This window comes from Comamonas sp. MYb396 (genome assembly GCF_037479555.1).
Classification (GTDB): domain Bacteria; phylum Pseudomonadota; class Gammaproteobacteria; order Burkholderiales; family Burkholderiaceae_C; genus Comamonas.
On the sequence record NZ_JBBGYU010000002.1, the window covers coordinates 344,592 to 359,593 of the forward strand.

At 62.7% G+C, this 15,002-nt stretch carries 12 protein-coding genes; 2 read left to right on the top strand and 10 right to left on the bottom strand.

Annotated elements, in window-relative coordinates; all coding sequences use genetic code 11:
* Positions 1 to 58: 58 nt before the first annotated feature.
* The 3 genes from WH265_RS05735 to WH265_RS05745 all read right to left on the bottom strand — a co-directional run bounded on the left by WH265_RS05735 (position 59) and on the right by WH265_RS05745 (position 5,204).
* Positions 59 to 2,983 (bottom strand): aconitate hydratase, encoded by a 2,925-nt coding sequence (locus tag WH265_RS05735; RefSeq protein WP_339557645.1) that lies wholly within the window; start codon positions 2,981 to 2,983, stop codon positions 59 to 61.
* 504 nt (positions 2,984 to 3,487) lie between these two features.
* Positions 3,488 to 3,775, bottom strand: a complete 288-nt coding sequence (locus WH265_RS05740; protein ID WP_021027731.1) for an H-NS histone family protein — start codon at positions 3,773 to 3,775, stop codon at positions 3,488 to 3,490.
* 121 nt (positions 3,776 to 3,896) lie between these two features.
* On the bottom strand, positions 3,897 to 5,204 hold the full coding sequence (locus WH265_RS05745; RefSeq protein ID WP_339557646.1) for a hemolysin family protein: 1,308 nt from the start codon (positions 5,202 to 5,204) through the stop codon (positions 3,897 to 3,899).
* A 26-nt stretch (positions 5,205 to 5,230) separates the two neighbouring features.
* Here WH265_RS05745 and WH265_RS05750 point away from each other — a divergent pair, with 26 nt between their 5' ends.
* Positions 5,231 to 6,073: a symmetrical bis(5'-nucleosyl)-tetraphosphatase gene (locus tag WH265_RS05750; protein ID WP_339557647.1), complete on the top strand. Its 843-nt coding sequence runs from the start codon at positions 5,231 to 5,233 to the stop codon at positions 6,071 to 6,073.
* Positions 6,074 to 6,125: 52 nt separating this feature from the next.
* Here WH265_RS05750 and WH265_RS05755 read toward each other — a convergent pair whose 3' ends face one another.
* From WH265_RS05755 to guaD, 4 genes are all read right to left on the bottom strand, one after another.
* Positions 6,126 to 7,577: a DEAD/DEAH box helicase gene (locus tag WH265_RS05755; RefSeq protein WP_339557648.1), complete on the bottom strand. Its 1,452-nt coding sequence runs from the start codon at positions 7,575 to 7,577 to the stop codon at positions 6,126 to 6,128.
* A gap of 185 nt (positions 7,578 to 7,762) precedes the next feature.
* Positions 7,763 to 8,641, bottom strand: coding sequence for a KPN_02809 family neutral zinc metallopeptidase (gene ypfJ, locus WH265_RS05760; protein WP_116924863.1), 879 nt, complete (start codon positions 8,639 to 8,641; stop codon positions 7,763 to 7,765).
* A gap of 223 nt (positions 8,642 to 8,864) precedes the next feature.
* A complete protein-coding gene (dcd, locus tag WH265_RS05765; RefSeq protein ID WP_021027736.1) occupies positions 8,865 to 9,431 on the bottom strand; it encodes a dCTP deaminase in 567 nt (188 codons plus the stop codon).
* A 104-nt stretch (positions 9,432 to 9,535) separates the two neighbouring features.
* On the bottom strand, positions 9,536 to 10,837 hold the full coding sequence (gene guaD / locus WH265_RS05770) for a guanine deaminase (protein ID WP_339557649.1): 1,302 nt from the start codon (positions 10,835 to 10,837) through the stop codon (positions 9,536 to 9,538).
* A gap of 285 nt (positions 10,838 to 11,122) precedes the next feature.
* Between guaD and WH265_RS05775 the strand changes: the two genes are divergently transcribed.
* Positions 11,123 to 11,593, top strand: a complete 471-nt coding sequence (locus WH265_RS05775) for an HIT family protein (RefSeq protein WP_339557650.1) — start codon at positions 11,123 to 11,125, stop codon at positions 11,591 to 11,593.
* A 65-nt stretch (positions 11,594 to 11,658) separates the two neighbouring features.
* Here the strand turns inward: WH265_RS05775 and WH265_RS05780 are convergent, their stop codons facing one another.
* The 3 genes from WH265_RS05780 to WH265_RS05790 all read right to left on the bottom strand — a co-directional run bounded on the left by WH265_RS05780 (position 11,659) and on the right by WH265_RS05790 (position 14,964).
* Positions 11,659 to 12,702, bottom strand: coding sequence for an adenosine deaminase (locus WH265_RS05780; RefSeq protein ID WP_021027739.1), 1,044 nt, complete (start codon positions 12,700 to 12,702; stop codon positions 11,659 to 11,661).
* A gap of 1 nt (position 12,703) precedes the next feature.
* Entirely contained in the window at positions 12,704 to 13,693 is a 990-nt protein-coding gene (locus WH265_RS05785) for an aromatic ring-hydroxylating dioxygenase subunit alpha (protein WP_021027740.1), read from the bottom strand.
* A gap of 122 nt (positions 13,694 to 13,815) precedes the next feature.
* Positions 13,816 to 14,964, bottom strand: coding sequence for a BMP family ABC transporter substrate-binding protein (locus WH265_RS05790; protein WP_021027741.1), 1,149 nt, complete (start codon positions 14,962 to 14,964; stop codon positions 13,816 to 13,818).
* Between the last annotated feature and the right edge of the window lie 38 nt (positions 14,965 to 15,002).

Sequence of the window (15,002 nt, forward strand, 5' to 3'; positions counted from 1 at the left end):
AAATGCAAACGGGCCTCGTTGCAAACAAGGCCCGTGTTAGTCGCGCGTAGGTCAACTCTTACAGTAACTGGCGTAAAACGAAGGGCAGTATACCGCCCTCCTTGTAGTATTCGACCTCGATAGGCGTGTCAATACGCAACACCAGCTCGGCTTCGGTAACGCTGCCATCCGCGCGTTGGATGACCAGTTTGGCCTTGCTGCGCGGCGCGAGCGAGGGGTCGGGCACGATGTCGATCAGCTCGTCTCCGCGCAGCTTCAGCGTCTCCCAGCTCTCGCCCTGCTTGAACTGCAGCGGCAGCACGCCCATGCCCACCAGATTGGCGCGGTGGATGCGCTCAAAACTGCGCGCCACCACCGCCTTGATGCCCAGCAACTGGGTGCCTTTGGCCGCCCAGTCGCGGCTGGAGCCGGTGCCGTATTCCTCACCGGCAAACACCACGGTGGGCGTGCCCGCTGCCATATAGCGCATGGCGGCATCGTAAATGAAGAGCTTGCTGCCCTGTTCCTCGCCCGGATTTTGGTAAAGCGTCAGGCCACCCTCTTCGCGCGAGCCGTCCGGCCCAGCCGCCAGCATCTGGTTCTTGATGCGCACATTGGCAAAGGTGCCGCGCATCATCACCTCATGGTTGCCCCGGCGCGATCCATAGCTGTTGAAGTCGCTCTTCTTGACGCCGTTGGCCAGCAGCCATTGGCCGGCCGGTGAGCTGTCCTTGATCGAGCCAGCGGGCGAGATATGGTCGGTGGTAATCGAATCACCAAATAGCGCCATCACCCGAGCCTTGCGCACCGCATTGTCGCGCTGCTCGGCACCGGGCTCGGGCGCTGCCAGCGAGAAATCCTTGAAAAAGGGTGGCTCGGCAATATAGGTGCTGTCCGGCCAGGTGTAGGTGGCGCCGGTCACGCCCTTGATCTTCTCCCAGAGCTTGCCCGGCTCGCTGCTGACCTTTTCGTAGTTGGCACGGAAAGCCTTGCCATTCATCGCGAATTTCATCAGCTTCTGCACCTCGTCGGTCGTCGGCCAGATATCGCCCAGATAGACGTCGCGGCCGTTCTTGCCTTGGCCGACCGGCTCGGTCATCAGGTCCTTGCGCACATTGCCGGCAATCGCATAGGCCACCACCAGCGGCGGGCTGGCCAGGAAGTTGGCGCGGATATTGGGGTGGATGCGCGCCTCGAAGTTGCGGTTGCCCGACAGCACGGCCGCACAGACCAGGTCATGGTGCTGGATGGCGCTGTTGAATTCGGGCAGCAGATCACCGGCATTGCCGATGCAGGTGGTGCAGCCATAACCGGCGATATTGAAGCCCAGCTGCTCCAGATAGGGCAGCAGCCCCGACTCGGTCAAATACAGGGTTACCAGGCGCGAGCCAGGGGCCAGCGATGTCTTGATGTGCGACTGCACACGCAGCCCGGCCTTGACGGCCTTCTTGGCGAGCAGGCCCGCAGCCAGCATCACGCTGGGGTTGGAGGTGTTGGTGCAGCTGGTGATGGCGGCAATCAGCACATCGCCGTTGTGCAGGTCCACATCGCGCCCTTCGATGCGCTCGGCATGGGCATCGGCCGCTTCGAGTGCCGCTTCTGCATCCACCACGGCCGGCTTGTTGGCCACCATCTCGACCGCATTGCGCGGCGAGCCGGCTGGCAAGGGCTTGGCAGACGGCTCGGCGGTCTCGCCAGCGCCATTGATATGCACCTTGACCGGGCGAGCCAGCTGGTCAGCAGGCAAGTTGAAGCCGTTTTGCGCGACAGGCGCGCTGAACAGCGCATCGAACTTGGCAGCGACCTGGCCGATCTCGATACGGTCCTGGGGCCGCTTGGGACCCGCCAGGCTCGGCGCCACCGTGGCCAGGTCCAGGCGCACGACCTGGGAGTAGTCAATATCCCCCGCCTTGGGCACGCCGTACAGCCCCTGGGCCTTGAAGTAGGCCTCGAACGCTGCGATCTCGGCCTTGCTGCGGCCCGTGCCCTTGAAGTAGTCCATGGTCTTGTCATCGACCGGGAAAAAGCCCATCGTGGCACCGTACTCGGGCGCCATATTGCCGATGGTGGCGCGGTCGGGCACCGACAGGCTGCGCGTGCCCTCACCAAAGAACTCGACAAACTTGCCCACCACCTTTTCGCGGCGCAGCATCTCGGTGACGGTCAGCACCAGGTCGGTGGCGGTCACGCCTTCACGCAAGCTGCCAGAGAGCTCAAAACCCACCACATCGGGCGTGAGGAAGTAAACCGGCTGGCCCAGCATCGCCGCCTCGGCCTCGATACCGCCCACGCCCCAGGCCACCACGCCCACACCATTGATCATCGTCGTGTGGCTGTCGGTGCCCACCAGCGAGTCGGGGTAGTAGACATGCTGCTTGTCCTGGTGTACGCCGCGCGCCAGGTATTCCAGATTGACCTGGTGCACGATGCCAAAGCCCGGCGGCACCACGCCAAAGGTGTCAAAGGCCTGCATGCCCCATTTCATGAACTGGTAGCGCTCGTTGTTGCGCTCGAACTCCAGCTTCATGTTCAGGTCCAGCGCGTTCTTGCTGCCGTAGTAGTCCACCATGATCGAATGGTCCACCACCAGATCAACGGGCACCAGCGGCTCGATGGCGCTGGCATTTTTGCCCATGCGCTCGGCCGTGCTGCGCATGGCCGCCAGGTCAGCGAGCAGCGGCACGCCGGTGAAATCCTGCAGCACCACGCGCGCGACGACAAAAGGAATCTCCTCGGTGCGCTCAGCCTGCGGCTTCCAGTTGGCCAGCTGCTCGACATGCTCGGGCAGCACGCGCTGGCCATCGCAGTTGCGCAGCACCGACTCCAGCACGATGCGCAGGGACATCGGCAGGCGCTGGATATTGGGGAATTGCTTGCTCAGTTCGGGCAGCGAGTAGAACTTGCCTTTGCTGCCTTTTTCCGACTTCTTGGACGAAGGGATCGAGAGGGATTTGAAGGTCGAGGCGAACGCATGCTGCGCTGTCTCATGAGCACCTGATTTCATCGTGACTCCTGTTTTGCGGGTATTAGACTGAACGCTGCAAACAGTCTACTCCCGGGCCAGGTCTTGCATATGTCATCCAAAGGCTAAGCCCTGCAATTGCCTGTGCGATCGCAGGTGTGATCGCCATACGATTTGCGCATTCCGATTAAGCATCCAGGCCGGTTAAGCATCCAGGCCGGTTGCCAAGGCAGCGAAATGCGAACCACTCCAGCAGCCGTCCACCCGCAACCCAATCTCCACAGAATCTACAAAATCGTAAAAAAAATGAATAAGCCTATAGATTGTTAAATGCAATTATAGCAAGGCACTATGAGCAATTGCATACATTTAGCACCGCTCAGATATGACGGATAGATGGGCAGATAGTTAGCAACAATCCACTCCTACAAAAATAGGAGAAATTAAGAAGATATGTGCTAATTTTTATAAAGCCGCCCAACCCGTCGACTCCGCAACGAAAAAAAACCTGCCGAAGCAGGTTTTTTTCTTTGAAGGATGTCCAACTTAAATCGCGAACTTTTCACGATCCTGGCCTTCAATCCACTTTGGCGCCTTGCCGCGGCCCGTCCAGGTAGCGCCCGTAGCGGGATCGCGGTACTTGGGAGCGACCTTGGAGCCTGCGGAAGCCGAGCGGCCGCGTGCAGGAGGGAATACATCCTGTTCGGTCAGGCCGTAATCTGCCACCAGCTTGCGCACTTGGTCTACGGCGGTCTTCAGTTCGTTGCGACGAACTTCTTCACGCTGTTGTTGCAGGGCTGCCAGTTGGGCATCGATTTCCTTCAAAGTAGGCATGTTTAATATCCATTCAATTCAGTTAACGCTTGCAGTATACCTAAAAATGCAATAACCGAGTAAGTCCACACATTTTTATATTTAAAGGAATGGTAAACCTGGATCTACACATCTGTAACGTTTAGTAATCAAGTGCCATCGCGTCCAGCCTTGCGATTACCTTGTCGACGCGCTTGCCCTCCAGCGCCAGCACCTCAAATACCCAGCCCGCGCAATAAATCTTTTCCCCCAAAGGTGGCAGATGGCCTGATTCCGCCATCAGCATGCCGGCCAAGGTGTTATAGCGGCCCTTGTCCTCATCGGGCAACTCCTTGATTTCCAAACGCGCCTTCAATTCGGACACCGGCATCAGGCCATCGAGGTACCAGGAGCCGTCGTCATTCTGTACCGCCCAGGCCTCGCTGGCGGCGCCAGGTTTGAGCTCACCGGTAATCGCTTCGAGCACATCGCGCGGCGTGATGATGCCCTGCACCACCCCGTATTCATCCACAACAAAAATCATGCGGCCCGCGCGCGCACGAAATTGCTCCAGCAGTTCAAAACCGCTGAGCGTTTCGGGCACATAGCTGGCTGCCACGGCCACCTTGGCAATCGCGGTGTTGTGCGTATCAACGACGTCGAGCAGCTGCGCCACGCTGACCAGGCCCACCACATTGTCCAGCGATTCGCGGCAGACCGGATACCAGGAATGCGCACCCTTGCCGCTGGAGGCACGCACCTCGTGCAAGGCCTGGGCCACCGTCAGATGGGCATCGAGCCATTCCACATCGCCCCGGGGCACCATCATCGAGATCAGCGGCCGGTCATCCAGATGGAACACGTTCTGCACCATCTGGTGTTCGTGGTGCTCGATCACGCCGGCGTCTCGCCCCTCGTCCAGGCTGGCGACGATTTCCTCTTCGGTCACCGCGCGGTCCGATTCATCCTTGATGCGCAGCAGGCGCAGCACGCCTTGCGCAGAGATGGCCAGTAGCCAGACAAAAGGCTTGGCAATGCGCGACACCCAGGTCAGCGGCAGCGCAATGATGCGCGACGACGCCTCGGGGTACATCTGGCCAATGCGCTTGGGCACCAGCTCGCCAAACACAATGGTCATGAAGGTGATGACAATGATCACCGTGGTCGTGGCCACCACCGAGGCAACCGAGGCCGGCATACCCCAGGTGATCAGCGACTGCGCCAGCCCATCGCTGAACGCCGCCTCACCGAAAATACCGTTGAGCATGCCGATCGAGGTGATGCCCACCTGAATCGAGGACAGAAATTGGGTAGGATTGCTGAGCAGATCCAGCGCCGCCTTGGCGCCCTTGTCGCCACTTTCGGCCATGGCCAGCAAACGGGACTTGCGGCTGCTGGCCAGCGCCAGCTCGGACATGGCAAAGACCCCGTTGAGCAAGGTCAAAAGCGCGATCAAGAGTACGTCTAACAAAATAGTTCACAGGTAGTTCAACAAGCATGTCACTTTACTGTATCGGCGATATCCAAGGCTGCGATAGCGCTTTGGGCCGTCTGCTGGCCAAAATCGACTTCTCCCCCAGCCGCGACACGGTCTATCTGCTCGGCGACCTGGTCAACCGGGGCCCCGAATCGGCCCAGACCCTGCGCCGCTGCATGGCCTCGGACGGCAGCATCCTGGCCTTGCTCGGCAACCATGACCTGCACCTGCTGGCGGCGGCGCATGGCCGGCGCAAGTTCTCCCGCCGCGACACCCTGCTGGAAGTGCTGCAGGCACCCGATGCCGCGCAGCTCTTGGAATGGCTGCGCCAGCAGCCGCTGGCACGCAGGCACACACTGGGCGGCGAGCAGCTGCTGATGGTGCATGCCGGCGTGCACCGCAGCTGGGATGCGGCCGATACGCTGCGCTATGCGGCCGAGGTGGAAGCGGTGCTGCGCAGCGAGGGGCTGACGAGCTTCTTGCAAGCTATGTACGGCAATACCCCTGCGCAATGGGATCCGCAGCTCACCGGCATGGAGCGCCTGCGCATGATCACCAACGTGCTCACCCGCATGCGCTTTTGCCATGCCGATGGCAGCCTGGATTTTGACAGCACCGAAAGCCTGGCCGAAGCCCCTGAAGGCCTGACTGCCTGGTTTGACCTGCCCAGGCGTGCCACTGCCAACACCACCATCGCCTTTGGCCACTGGTCCACCTTGGGCGATCTGCAGCGCCCCCACCTGCTGGCGCTCGATACCGGCTGCGTCTGGGGCGGCTGCCTGAGCGCAGTGCGCTTTGGCGACACGCTGGCCGAGCGCGAGCTGATCCATGTGGATTGCGAGCAGGCCCAGCAGCCGGGCTGAAAAAAAGGCCTCAGCGGGTGGCTGAGGCCTTGGTCCATCGTCGTTACCGAGATTATTCAGATGCTGGCGACGGCTTGAACAGCGCAGCGACCTTGCGGCGCGGCTTGATGCCGGGGCCACGTGCTGGCGCCGGCTTGGCGTTCGCATCCCAGGCAGCGGGCTCGGCCGCCTTGGGCTCGTACGGCTTGTCAAAGAAGGGATCGCGCGAGACGGGTACGGGACGGTAGCGCTCACGGCGGTCCTGCGCATCGTCCTCGCGCGGCGCGCGGCGGTCGCGGCTGCGCGAGCTGTCGCGCTCACGGCCAGCTTCACGCTCACGGCGCTCGCGGTTGCCATCGTTGAAGCGCTCGCGCTGGGGCTGCTCGTCCAGTGCAAAGTTCTCGACGTCGATCTTCTTCTTGATCAGCTTCTCGATGTCCGACACATGGCGGGCATCGGCATGGGAGACCAGCGTGACGGCCAGACCCGATGCGCCAGCACGGCCGGTACGGCCAATGCGGTGCACATAGTCTTCGGCATTGAAGGGCACATCAAAGTTGAAGACGGCGGGCACATCCTTGATGTCCAGACCACGGGCGGCCACATCGGTGCAGACGAGCAGATCGACTTCGCCTTGCTTGAAGGCTTCGAGCGCCTTGAGGCGTTCGTCCTGGCTCTTGTCGCCGTGCAGCGCTGCGGCACGCAGGCCTTCACGCTCCAGCGTACGGGCCAGGCGCGAGCAACCCAGCTTGCTGTTGACGAACACAAAGGCCTGGCGGATCTGGCGCTCGCGCAGCACCTTGGTCAGCACACGGCGCTTGTCATCGTCCGAGGCAGCGTAGAAGCGCTGCTCAACGGTGGATGCGGTTTCGTTGGGGCGTGCAACCTCGATCGTGACCGGGTCTTGCAGGTAGCTGCCAGCCAGGCGCTTGATCTCGGGCGAGAACGTGGCCGAGAACAGCAAGGTGGTGCGCTTCTTGGGCAGGAAAGACAGGATGCGCTGCAGATCGGGCAGAAAACCGATGTCAAGCATGCGGTCGGCCTCGTCCAGCACCACATACTCCACCTGGTTGAGCACCGCGTTCTTGGCTTCGATGTGGTCCAGCAGGCGCCCGGGGGTGGCCACCAGAATTTCCACACCCTTTTTGAGCTCCAGGGTTTGGGGCTTCATGTCCATGCCGCCAAACACCACGGTGCTGCGCAGCTTGGTGTGTTTGGCGAACTGGGCAATCTGCTGGGCGACCTGGTCGGCCAGCTCACGCGTAGGCAGCAGCACCAGCGCACGCACCGGATGGCGCGCGGGCGATGCCGAGCTGTTTTCGTGCACCATCATCCGCTGGAGCAGCGGCAATGAGAAAGCAGCTGTCTTGCCCGTGCCAGTTTGTGCAGCACCCATGACGTCTTTCCCGGTCAGCACCACAGGGATGGCCTGTGCCTGAATGGGAGTCATGGATGCGTAGCCCATCTCGGAGATGGCTTTGGCCAGGGGCTCGGCCAGATGAAGGTTGGAGAAAGAATTTGTCATGTAAGCCCCCTATTGTCGCACTGCAGACAAATCGGCGCTTGGCTTAACCCTGTCTTGCCTTACGGATTCGCACGCGGCCCCTGAAAAACCTGGCTGGCCAGCATAGCAACGGGCTCCGCCAGCCTGCAGCAGATTGCCGCAGCGTAGCGGCCCAGCCCGATTTTTGGCGGTCTGGACCCGCTGCATCACAGGCTGCCGGCCTGGAAGGTATCGCAGGACTGGACACTGCCGGTCTTGTAACCCTGCGTGAACCAGCGCACGCGCTGGGCGCTGGAGCCGTGGGTAAAGCTGTCGGGACGCACGGTGCCGGTGGCTTCGCGCTGCAGCTTGTCGTCACCGATCTGCTGGGCGGCATTCACGGCCGATTCGATATCGCCCTGCTCCAGCCAGCTCTTGGCCTGCTGCGAATGGTTGGCCCAGATACCGGCATAGCAGTCGGCCTGCAGCTCCAGCCGCACCGACAGCGCGTTTTGTTCGCGCTCGCTGATGCGGCCGCGCATCGCATCGACCTTGCCCGAGATGCCCAGCAGGTTCTGCACATGGTGGCCCACCTCGTGCGCCACCACATAAGCGCGCGCAAACTCACCGGGCGCGCCCAGCTGGCGGCTCATGGTGTTGAAGAAATCCATGTCCAGGTAGACCTTCTGGTCACCAGGGCAGTAGAACGGCCCCATCGCCGACTGGCCGGTGCCGCAGGCGGTGCGCGTGACGCCAGTGAACAGTACCAGGCGCGGCGCGCGGTACTGGGCGCCACCCTTGGTGAAGATGTCGCTCCAGACATCTTCGGTCGAGGCCAGCACGGTGGAGACAAACTTGGCACCCTGGTCATTGGCCGGTGGCGCCTTGGCCGGGCCTTGCTGCGTGGGCGCGGGCGAGCCGCCGCCCGAGAGCACGCCGATGGTGGTGAGCGGGTTGATGCCAAACACCCCCCAGCCAATCAGCGCCAGCACCACGGTGCCGATACCGATGCTGCGCCCGCCCAGGCCAAAGCCTCCGCCGCCCCCGCCACCACTGCCGCGGCGGTCTTCCACATTGCTCGATTCGCGGTTGCCTTCCCATTTCATGGTCGCTCTCCTTGCAGTGCCCTGGCACTGCCTCTGTTATTGATCCGTCTACAGTAGCGCATTTGCGGAGGCCCAGCGCGTAAGACCGGCTCCCGAGCGCGCAGAAAATCTGCCTGCAGCGCCCCCATTGAAGAAAATTTGCAAAGGCCCTGGCGACGCTGCCACCCTCCAGTAAAAAAGCCACTCCAAAACGGGAGTGGCTGCGGGGCTCAGCGCGGCGTTGTCAGGCCTTTGGCAAAGTGACGCCATGCTGGCCCTGGTACTTGCCATTGCGGTCCTTGTAGCTCACCTCGCAGGGCTCATCACCGCGCAGGAACAGCACCTGCGCGCAGCCCTCGCCCGCATAGATCTTGGCCGGCAGCGGCGTGGTGTTGGAGAACTCCAGGGTTACATAGCCTTCCCACTCGGGCTCGAACGGCGTCACGTTGACGATGATGCCGCAGCGCGCATAGGTGCTCTTGCCCAGGCAGACGGTCAGCACATCGCGCGGAATGCGGAAGTACTCGACGGTGCGCGCCAGCGCAAAGCTGTTGGGCGGAATGATGCAGTAATCGCCTTCAAAATCGACAAAGCTTTTTTCATCGAAATTCTTGGGGTCGACCACGGTGCTGTGGATGTTGGTGAACACCTTGAATTCGCGGGCGCAGCGGATGTCATAGCCATAGCTGGAGGTGCCGTAGCTGATGATTTTCTTGCCATCCACCTGGCGCACCTGACCGGGCTCGAAGGGCTCGATCATGCCGTGCTGTTCCGCCATGCGGCGAATCCACTTGTCGCTTTGAATGCTCATGTCTGAAATAACTCCTAGGCGGCATTGTAGCGAAAGGCGTCGTCCCGGCGGGCGGCATCTGCTGCCGCCCCGGGGCCTGCCCCTGCACTAGCGCTGCACCAGGATCAGGCCAGCTTCTGCGCAATCCGGCTGCGCTCGATCAGGCGGTCATCGCCCAGCACGATGAGGCTGAACAGCAGCTCCTCCAGGTTGCGGGCCTGCGCCGTCTTGCGGGCAATGAGTGGTGTGGCCTGCGGGTTGAGCACGACAAAGTCGGCCTCGCAGCCCGGCTGCAGGTTGCCGACCACCCCGGCCAGGCCCAGCGCCTGCGCCGCACCGGCCGTGTGCTGCCACCACAGATGGCTGGGCGCCAGCGACAGGCCCTGCTTGTCGCGCCCCTCGCGGCCGACAAAATAGGCCGCCAGCATGGTGCGAAAGGGGCTGAAGCTCGTGCCGCCGCCCACATCGCTGGCCAGGCCGTACAGCATCTGCGCGGCGTCGGCCTGGGCATAGTCAAAAAAGCCGCTGGCCAAAAACAGATTGCTGGTCGGGCTCACCGCTGCAGCGGTGCGGGTTTCGTGCATCAGCGCGCGGTCACGTGCATCGAGGTGGATGCAATGGGCATAGACGGCGCGCTCGCGCATCAGGCCCCGGTCGGCATAGACCTGCAGGTAGCTGCGGCTGTCCGGGAACAGCGCGCGCACCCAGGCAATCTCGTCGAGGTTTTCGGCCACATGCGACTGGATCCAGACATCGCCGTAGCGCGCTGCCAGCTCACCGGCACCGCGCAGTTGCGCCTCGCTGCTGGTGGGCGCAAAGCGCGGCGTGATCGCATAGCCCAGGCGGTCCACGCCATGCCAGCGGCGGATCAGCGCCTCGGTGTCGACCAGGCTTTGCTCGGTCTCATCGCGCACGCCGTCGGGCGAATGGCGGTCCTGCAGCACCTTGCCGGTGATCAGCCGCATCTGGCGCTTTTGCGCCTGGGCAAACAGCGCATCGGCCGATGCCGGGTGCGAGGTCGCAAAGGTCAGCGCCGTGGTCACGCCATTGCGCAGCAGCTCATCGACAAAGAATTGCGCCACTTCCGCCGCGTAGGCGGCATCGACAAAGCGCGACTCATGGGGAAAGGTGTAGTCATTGAGCCAGGGCAAGAGGCCGCTGGCGGGCGAGCCGATCACATCGGTCTGCGGGTAGTGGATGTGCATGTCGACAAAACCCGGCGCAATGATGCGGCCTGGCAGTTGCTCGACCACGGCATCGGCCCCCGCCTGGGCCAGCCATGGGGCCGACAGCGCCTGCCAGCTGCCGGCGGCCAGCACGCGCTCGCGGCCATCGGCGCCCGGCGCCACGGCCAGCAGGCCATCTTCTTCATACAGCGCCTGGCCGTCATCGGCAAAGCGCAACAGGGCGGATCGGTAGATATGCATGGCGCCAAGCTTAGCGTCTGCCAAGGACTGCCGTTATACAAGCGCAGCAATAGTTTCTATGCGCTGCAGCTGCGCTGTTGGCAGGGCTGGCTGCCGACCGCGTGGCAACACGGGCTGTAGGCTGACAGCAGCGCGATGGTTAACCAGGGAAAACCCCAGGCTGAGATGCATGCGCAGGTCATATCTGCGGTCTATAGTGTTTGTTTTACCTGTTGGTTAAATCCACTGGTAGCGGCGCTGCACTGGCAGCAGCCGCTGCCAAAGCCCAAGGAGGAGGCTTGGCCCATGCCGCATTTTGTTGATCCGTCCCCTGCCGGTGTCTGCATTTTCTGCCGAATCGTGCAAGGAGAAATTCCCTCCGCCAAGGTGTATGAAGATGCCTTGACGATCGCCTTCATGGATCTGGGCCAGGTCAACCCCGGCCATGTGCTGGTCGCGACCAAGCGCCATGCGGCCAATATTTTCGAGATCACCGACGAAGAATCGGCGGCCGTGATGCAGACGGCGCGCAAGGTGGCGCTGGCCGCCAAGATCGCTTTCGAGCCCGCAGGCCTCACCCTGCTGCAGGCCAATGGCGTAGAAGGCGGCCAGACCGTCGCGCACTTCCACCTGCATGTGGTGCCGCGCCATGCCGACGATGGCGTGAGCTTCAGCTGGCCGCGCAAGGAGCCTGGCGGCGCGGTGCTCGAAGGCTATGCGCTGCAGCTGCGCAATGCGATGCTGTCGCAGTCAGCACCCGCAGCCGCCGTGGCTTAACGTCGCCGCATACCTGCCAACACCAAGGGCGCCTCGCGGCGCCCTTGTTGCTTTAGCGTTTCGGTTTAACGGGCAGCTTCAGCAAAGGCCATCTGCAGCTGTCCCAGCCAGGCCTGCTTGCGCGTCGGCGGCACAAAGCTGGCCTCAAAGCTGTTGGCGGCCAGCTGGTAGGCCTCGTCCGAGCCCATGCCGGTGGCGGCAAACAGCTGCACAAAGTTCTCGTTGATATAGCCACCAAAATAGGCCGGGTCGTCCGAGTTGACGGTGGCCACCAGGCCGGCCGCCAGCAGCTGCGGCATATTGTGGTCGGCCAGGTCGGGGAAGACCTGCAGCTTCTGGTTGGACAGCGGGCAGACCGTGAGCGGAATGCGCTCGTCCTTGAGCCGCTGCATCAGCGCGGCATCGTGCACCGCTTGCACGCCATGGTCCACGCGCTCGGCATGCAGCACATCCAGCGCGCCCCAGATATAGGCCGGTGGCCCCTCTTCGCCGGCATGGGCCACGCGGCGCAGGCCCAGGTCCTTGCAGCGCGCAAAAACACGGGCAAACTTCTCCGGCGGGTTGCCGACCTCGCTGCTGTCCAGGCCCACGCCGCTGAAATAGGCGCGGTAAGGCAGGGCCTCGTCCAGGGTCTGCAGCGCTTCTTCTTCGCTCAGGTGGCGCAGAAAATTCAAAATCAGCTGCGCGCTGATGCCCCAGCGCTTTTCCGCATCCACACAGGCCTTGTGCAGGCCATGGACCACATTGGCCATCGCCACGCCACGGGCGGTGTGCGTCTGCGGGTCAAAGAAGATCTCGGTGTGCACGACATTGTCGGCCACGGCGCGCTCCAGGTAGGCCATGGCCATGTCGTAGAAGTCCTGCTCGGTCAGCAAGACACTGGCGCCCGCGTAGTAGATATCGAGAAAGCTCTGCAGGTTGGTGAAGGCATACGCCGCGCGCAGGCTCTCGACATCGGCATAGGGCAAGGCCACGCCATTGCGCTGGGCCAGCGCAAAGATCAGCTCGGGCTCGAGCGAGCCTTCGATGTGCATATGCAGCTCGGCCTTGGGCATGGCACGCAGCAGGCCCGGCAGGCGGGCCGCTTCGATCTGGGGGACGGTGTACATCTCAACACACTCCAAAAGTGACGCCACTGGCCTTGAGGTAGCGGCGGTAGGCCACCGACATGCGGTCGGCCGCTGAGTTCAGCTCTGCCTTGGCATCGAGCGGCAGCGGCTTGGGCATCTGCGACTCCAGCACGGGCTGATCCTGGGTAAAGATCGTATGCTGAAACTGCTGCAGCTGCTCGTCCGAGCTGTCGAAATCGGCAACGGCCAGGCGGAACCAGACGCGGCTGCGCTCGGGCGTGACCGGGCAGACAAACAGGCCAATCGCCTCGCGCCAGCCCTGCTTGCTCGATCCGCTCTCGGGTACCTTGGTCAGCAAGGCGGTATAGGGGGCGGTCACCTCATAGGTGTAGTCCACTTCGGCCGGCTTGGTCGAGTGCAGGTTCGACTGAGGCTGGATCGCCTTGCAGCCGGTGGCCTTGACGCCCCGCTCCGTGGCCTCGACCTCGTAGTGCGACATCTCGGTCGCATCGCGGCTGCCCAGCCAGCCTTCGTGCACAAAGCCGAAGTGCGACATATCGAGAAAATTCTCGATGATGCGGGGCGCGCTGGCGTCGACATCGTAGGGGCCGCAGTTGAGCTTGCGCAGGCGCTCATCGGCCTCGGCCTCGAACACCGGCAGCGGCGTGGCGGGCTGGCCCTCGGCATCGGGCGCCAGCTGCACCCACACCAGGCCATGGGCCTCCTGCACGCCGTAGGACGCGACACAGTGCTTGGCAGGCGGCACAAAGGCGGGCACGGCCGGCACCTTCACGCACTGGCCGCCGCTGGCAAACTGCCAGCCATGGTAGGGGCACTCCAGCTGGCCATCCTGCACACGGCCCAGCGACAGGCGGGCACCGCGGTGCGGGCAGCGGTCGACAAAGGCCTGCACCTGGCCTTGCGCATCGCGCCACAGCACCAGTTCCTGGTCCAGCAGACGCACCGGCAGCGGGGCATCCACCACCACATCAGACAAGGCAACCGGGTGCCATTGTTGGGCTTCGATCATCGGGGGAAATCTCTTGGTATAAATGACAAGGCTGCCCTGGGGCAGCCTTGGGTTGCGATGTTAGCACTGGCGTAAAGAACACCTGTGCTACTCGCGTTTAGGCGGGGCGCAAGGCCCGCGCATCACTTGCCAGGAACCTGGCCTTCCACGCCCTTGATGTAGAAGCTGATGCCCTTGAGGAAGTCGTCGTCGGCCACCTTGTCGGCCGCCAGGATTTCCTTGCCGTCCTGGCCCAGGATGGGGCCCTTCCAGATGCTGAAGGTACCGTCCTTGAGGCCCTTCTTGACTTCTTCGACCTTGGCCTTGGTTTCGGCCGGCACATCGTCAGCCATGGACACCAGGTCGATCGTGCCTTCCTTCACGCCCCACCAGGTCTGGCGGCTGGTCCACTTGCCTTCCAGCGCGCTGCGGGTGGTGTCGATGTAGTACGGCGCCCAGTTGATGATGGCCGAGCCCAGGTGGGCCTTGGGGCCGTAGGCGGTCATGTCCGAATCCCAGCCAAAGGCGCGCTTGCCCTTTTCTTCGGCGGTCTTGAGCACGGCCGGCGAGTCGGTGTTCTGGAACAGAATGTCCGCGCCGCCATTGATCAGGCTCGTAGCCGCTTCGGTTTCCTTCGGAGGGCTGAACCATTCGTTGACCCAGACCACCTTGGTGCTGATCTTGGGGTTGACGCTTTGTGCGCCCAGCGTGAAGCTGTTGATGTTGCGGATCACTTCGGGGATCGGCACCGAGCCCACCACACCCAGCGTGTTGGATTTGGTCATCGAGCCGGCGATGATACCGGCCAGATACGCGCCTTCGTAGGTGCGGCTGTCATAGGTGCTGACATTGCCGGCCACCTTGTAGCCGGTGGCGTGTTCCCATTTCACATCGGCAAATTCGGGCGCCAGCTTCTGGATCACGTCCATATAGCCAAAGGTGGTGCCAAACACCAGCTTGTTGCCCTGGGTGGCCATGTCGCGCAGCACGCGCTCGGCGTCCGCGCCTTCGGGCACGCTTTCCACAAAGCTGGTCTGGATCTTGTCGCCAAATTCCTTCTCCAGCGCCTTGCGCGCCTGGTCGTGCGCAAAGGTCCAGCCGCCGTCGCCCACCGGGCCCACGTAGGCAAAGGCGATCTTCAGCGGATCGGCTGCAGGCGCGGCAGCTGCTGGGGCAGCAGCCGGTGCGGGCGCTGGCGCCTCTTCCTTCTTGCTGCAACCCACCACGGCGGCAGCGGCCAGCGCGGAGAGCGCGGCCACCTTGATCAGCGAACGCTTATGGAAATCAGTCATCTGTGTGTCCTCGAATGTTGTTGGAATGCCGAGCTCTA

Coding starts and splice junctions, on each gene's coding strand:
- dcd (WP_021027736.1), bottom strand. CDS start 9,431: ATGAGCATTCAAAGCGACAAGTGGATTCGCCGCATGGCGGAACAGCAC.
- ypfJ (WP_116924863.1), bottom strand. CDS start 8,641: ATGAAATGGGAAGGCAACCGCGAATCGAGCAATGTGGAAGACCGCCGC.
- guaD (WP_339557649.1), bottom strand. CDS start 10,837: ATGCATATCTACCGATCCGCCCTGTTGCGCTTTGCCGATGACGGCCAG.
- WH265_RS05780 (WP_021027739.1), bottom strand. CDS start 12,702: ATGTACACCGTCCCCCAGATCGAAGCGGCCCGCCTGCCGGGCCTGCTG.
- WH265_RS05785 (WP_021027740.1), bottom strand. CDS start 13,693: ATGATCGAAGCCCAACAATGGCACCCGGTTGCCTTGTCTGATGTGGTG.
- WH265_RS05735 (WP_339557645.1), bottom strand. CDS start 2,983: ATGAAATCAGGTGCTCATGAGACAGCGCAGCATGCGTTCGCCTCGACC.
- WH265_RS05775 (WP_339557650.1), top strand. CDS start 11,123: ATGCCGCATTTTGTTGATCCGTCCCCTGCCGGTGTCTGCATTTTCTGC.
- WH265_RS05790 (WP_021027741.1), bottom strand. CDS start 14,964: ATGACTGATTTCCATAAGCGTTCGCTGATCAAGGTGGCCGCGCTCTCC.
- WH265_RS05740 (WP_021027731.1), bottom strand. CDS start 3,775: ATGCCTACTTTGAAGGAAATCGATGCCCAACTGGCAGCCCTGCAACAA.
- WH265_RS05750 (WP_339557647.1), top strand. CDS start 5,231: ATGTCACTTTACTGTATCGGCGATATCCAAGGCTGCGATAGCGCTTTG.
- WH265_RS05755 (WP_339557648.1), bottom strand. CDS start 7,577: ATGACAAATTCTTTCTCCAACCTTCATCTGGCCGAGCCCCTGGCCAAA.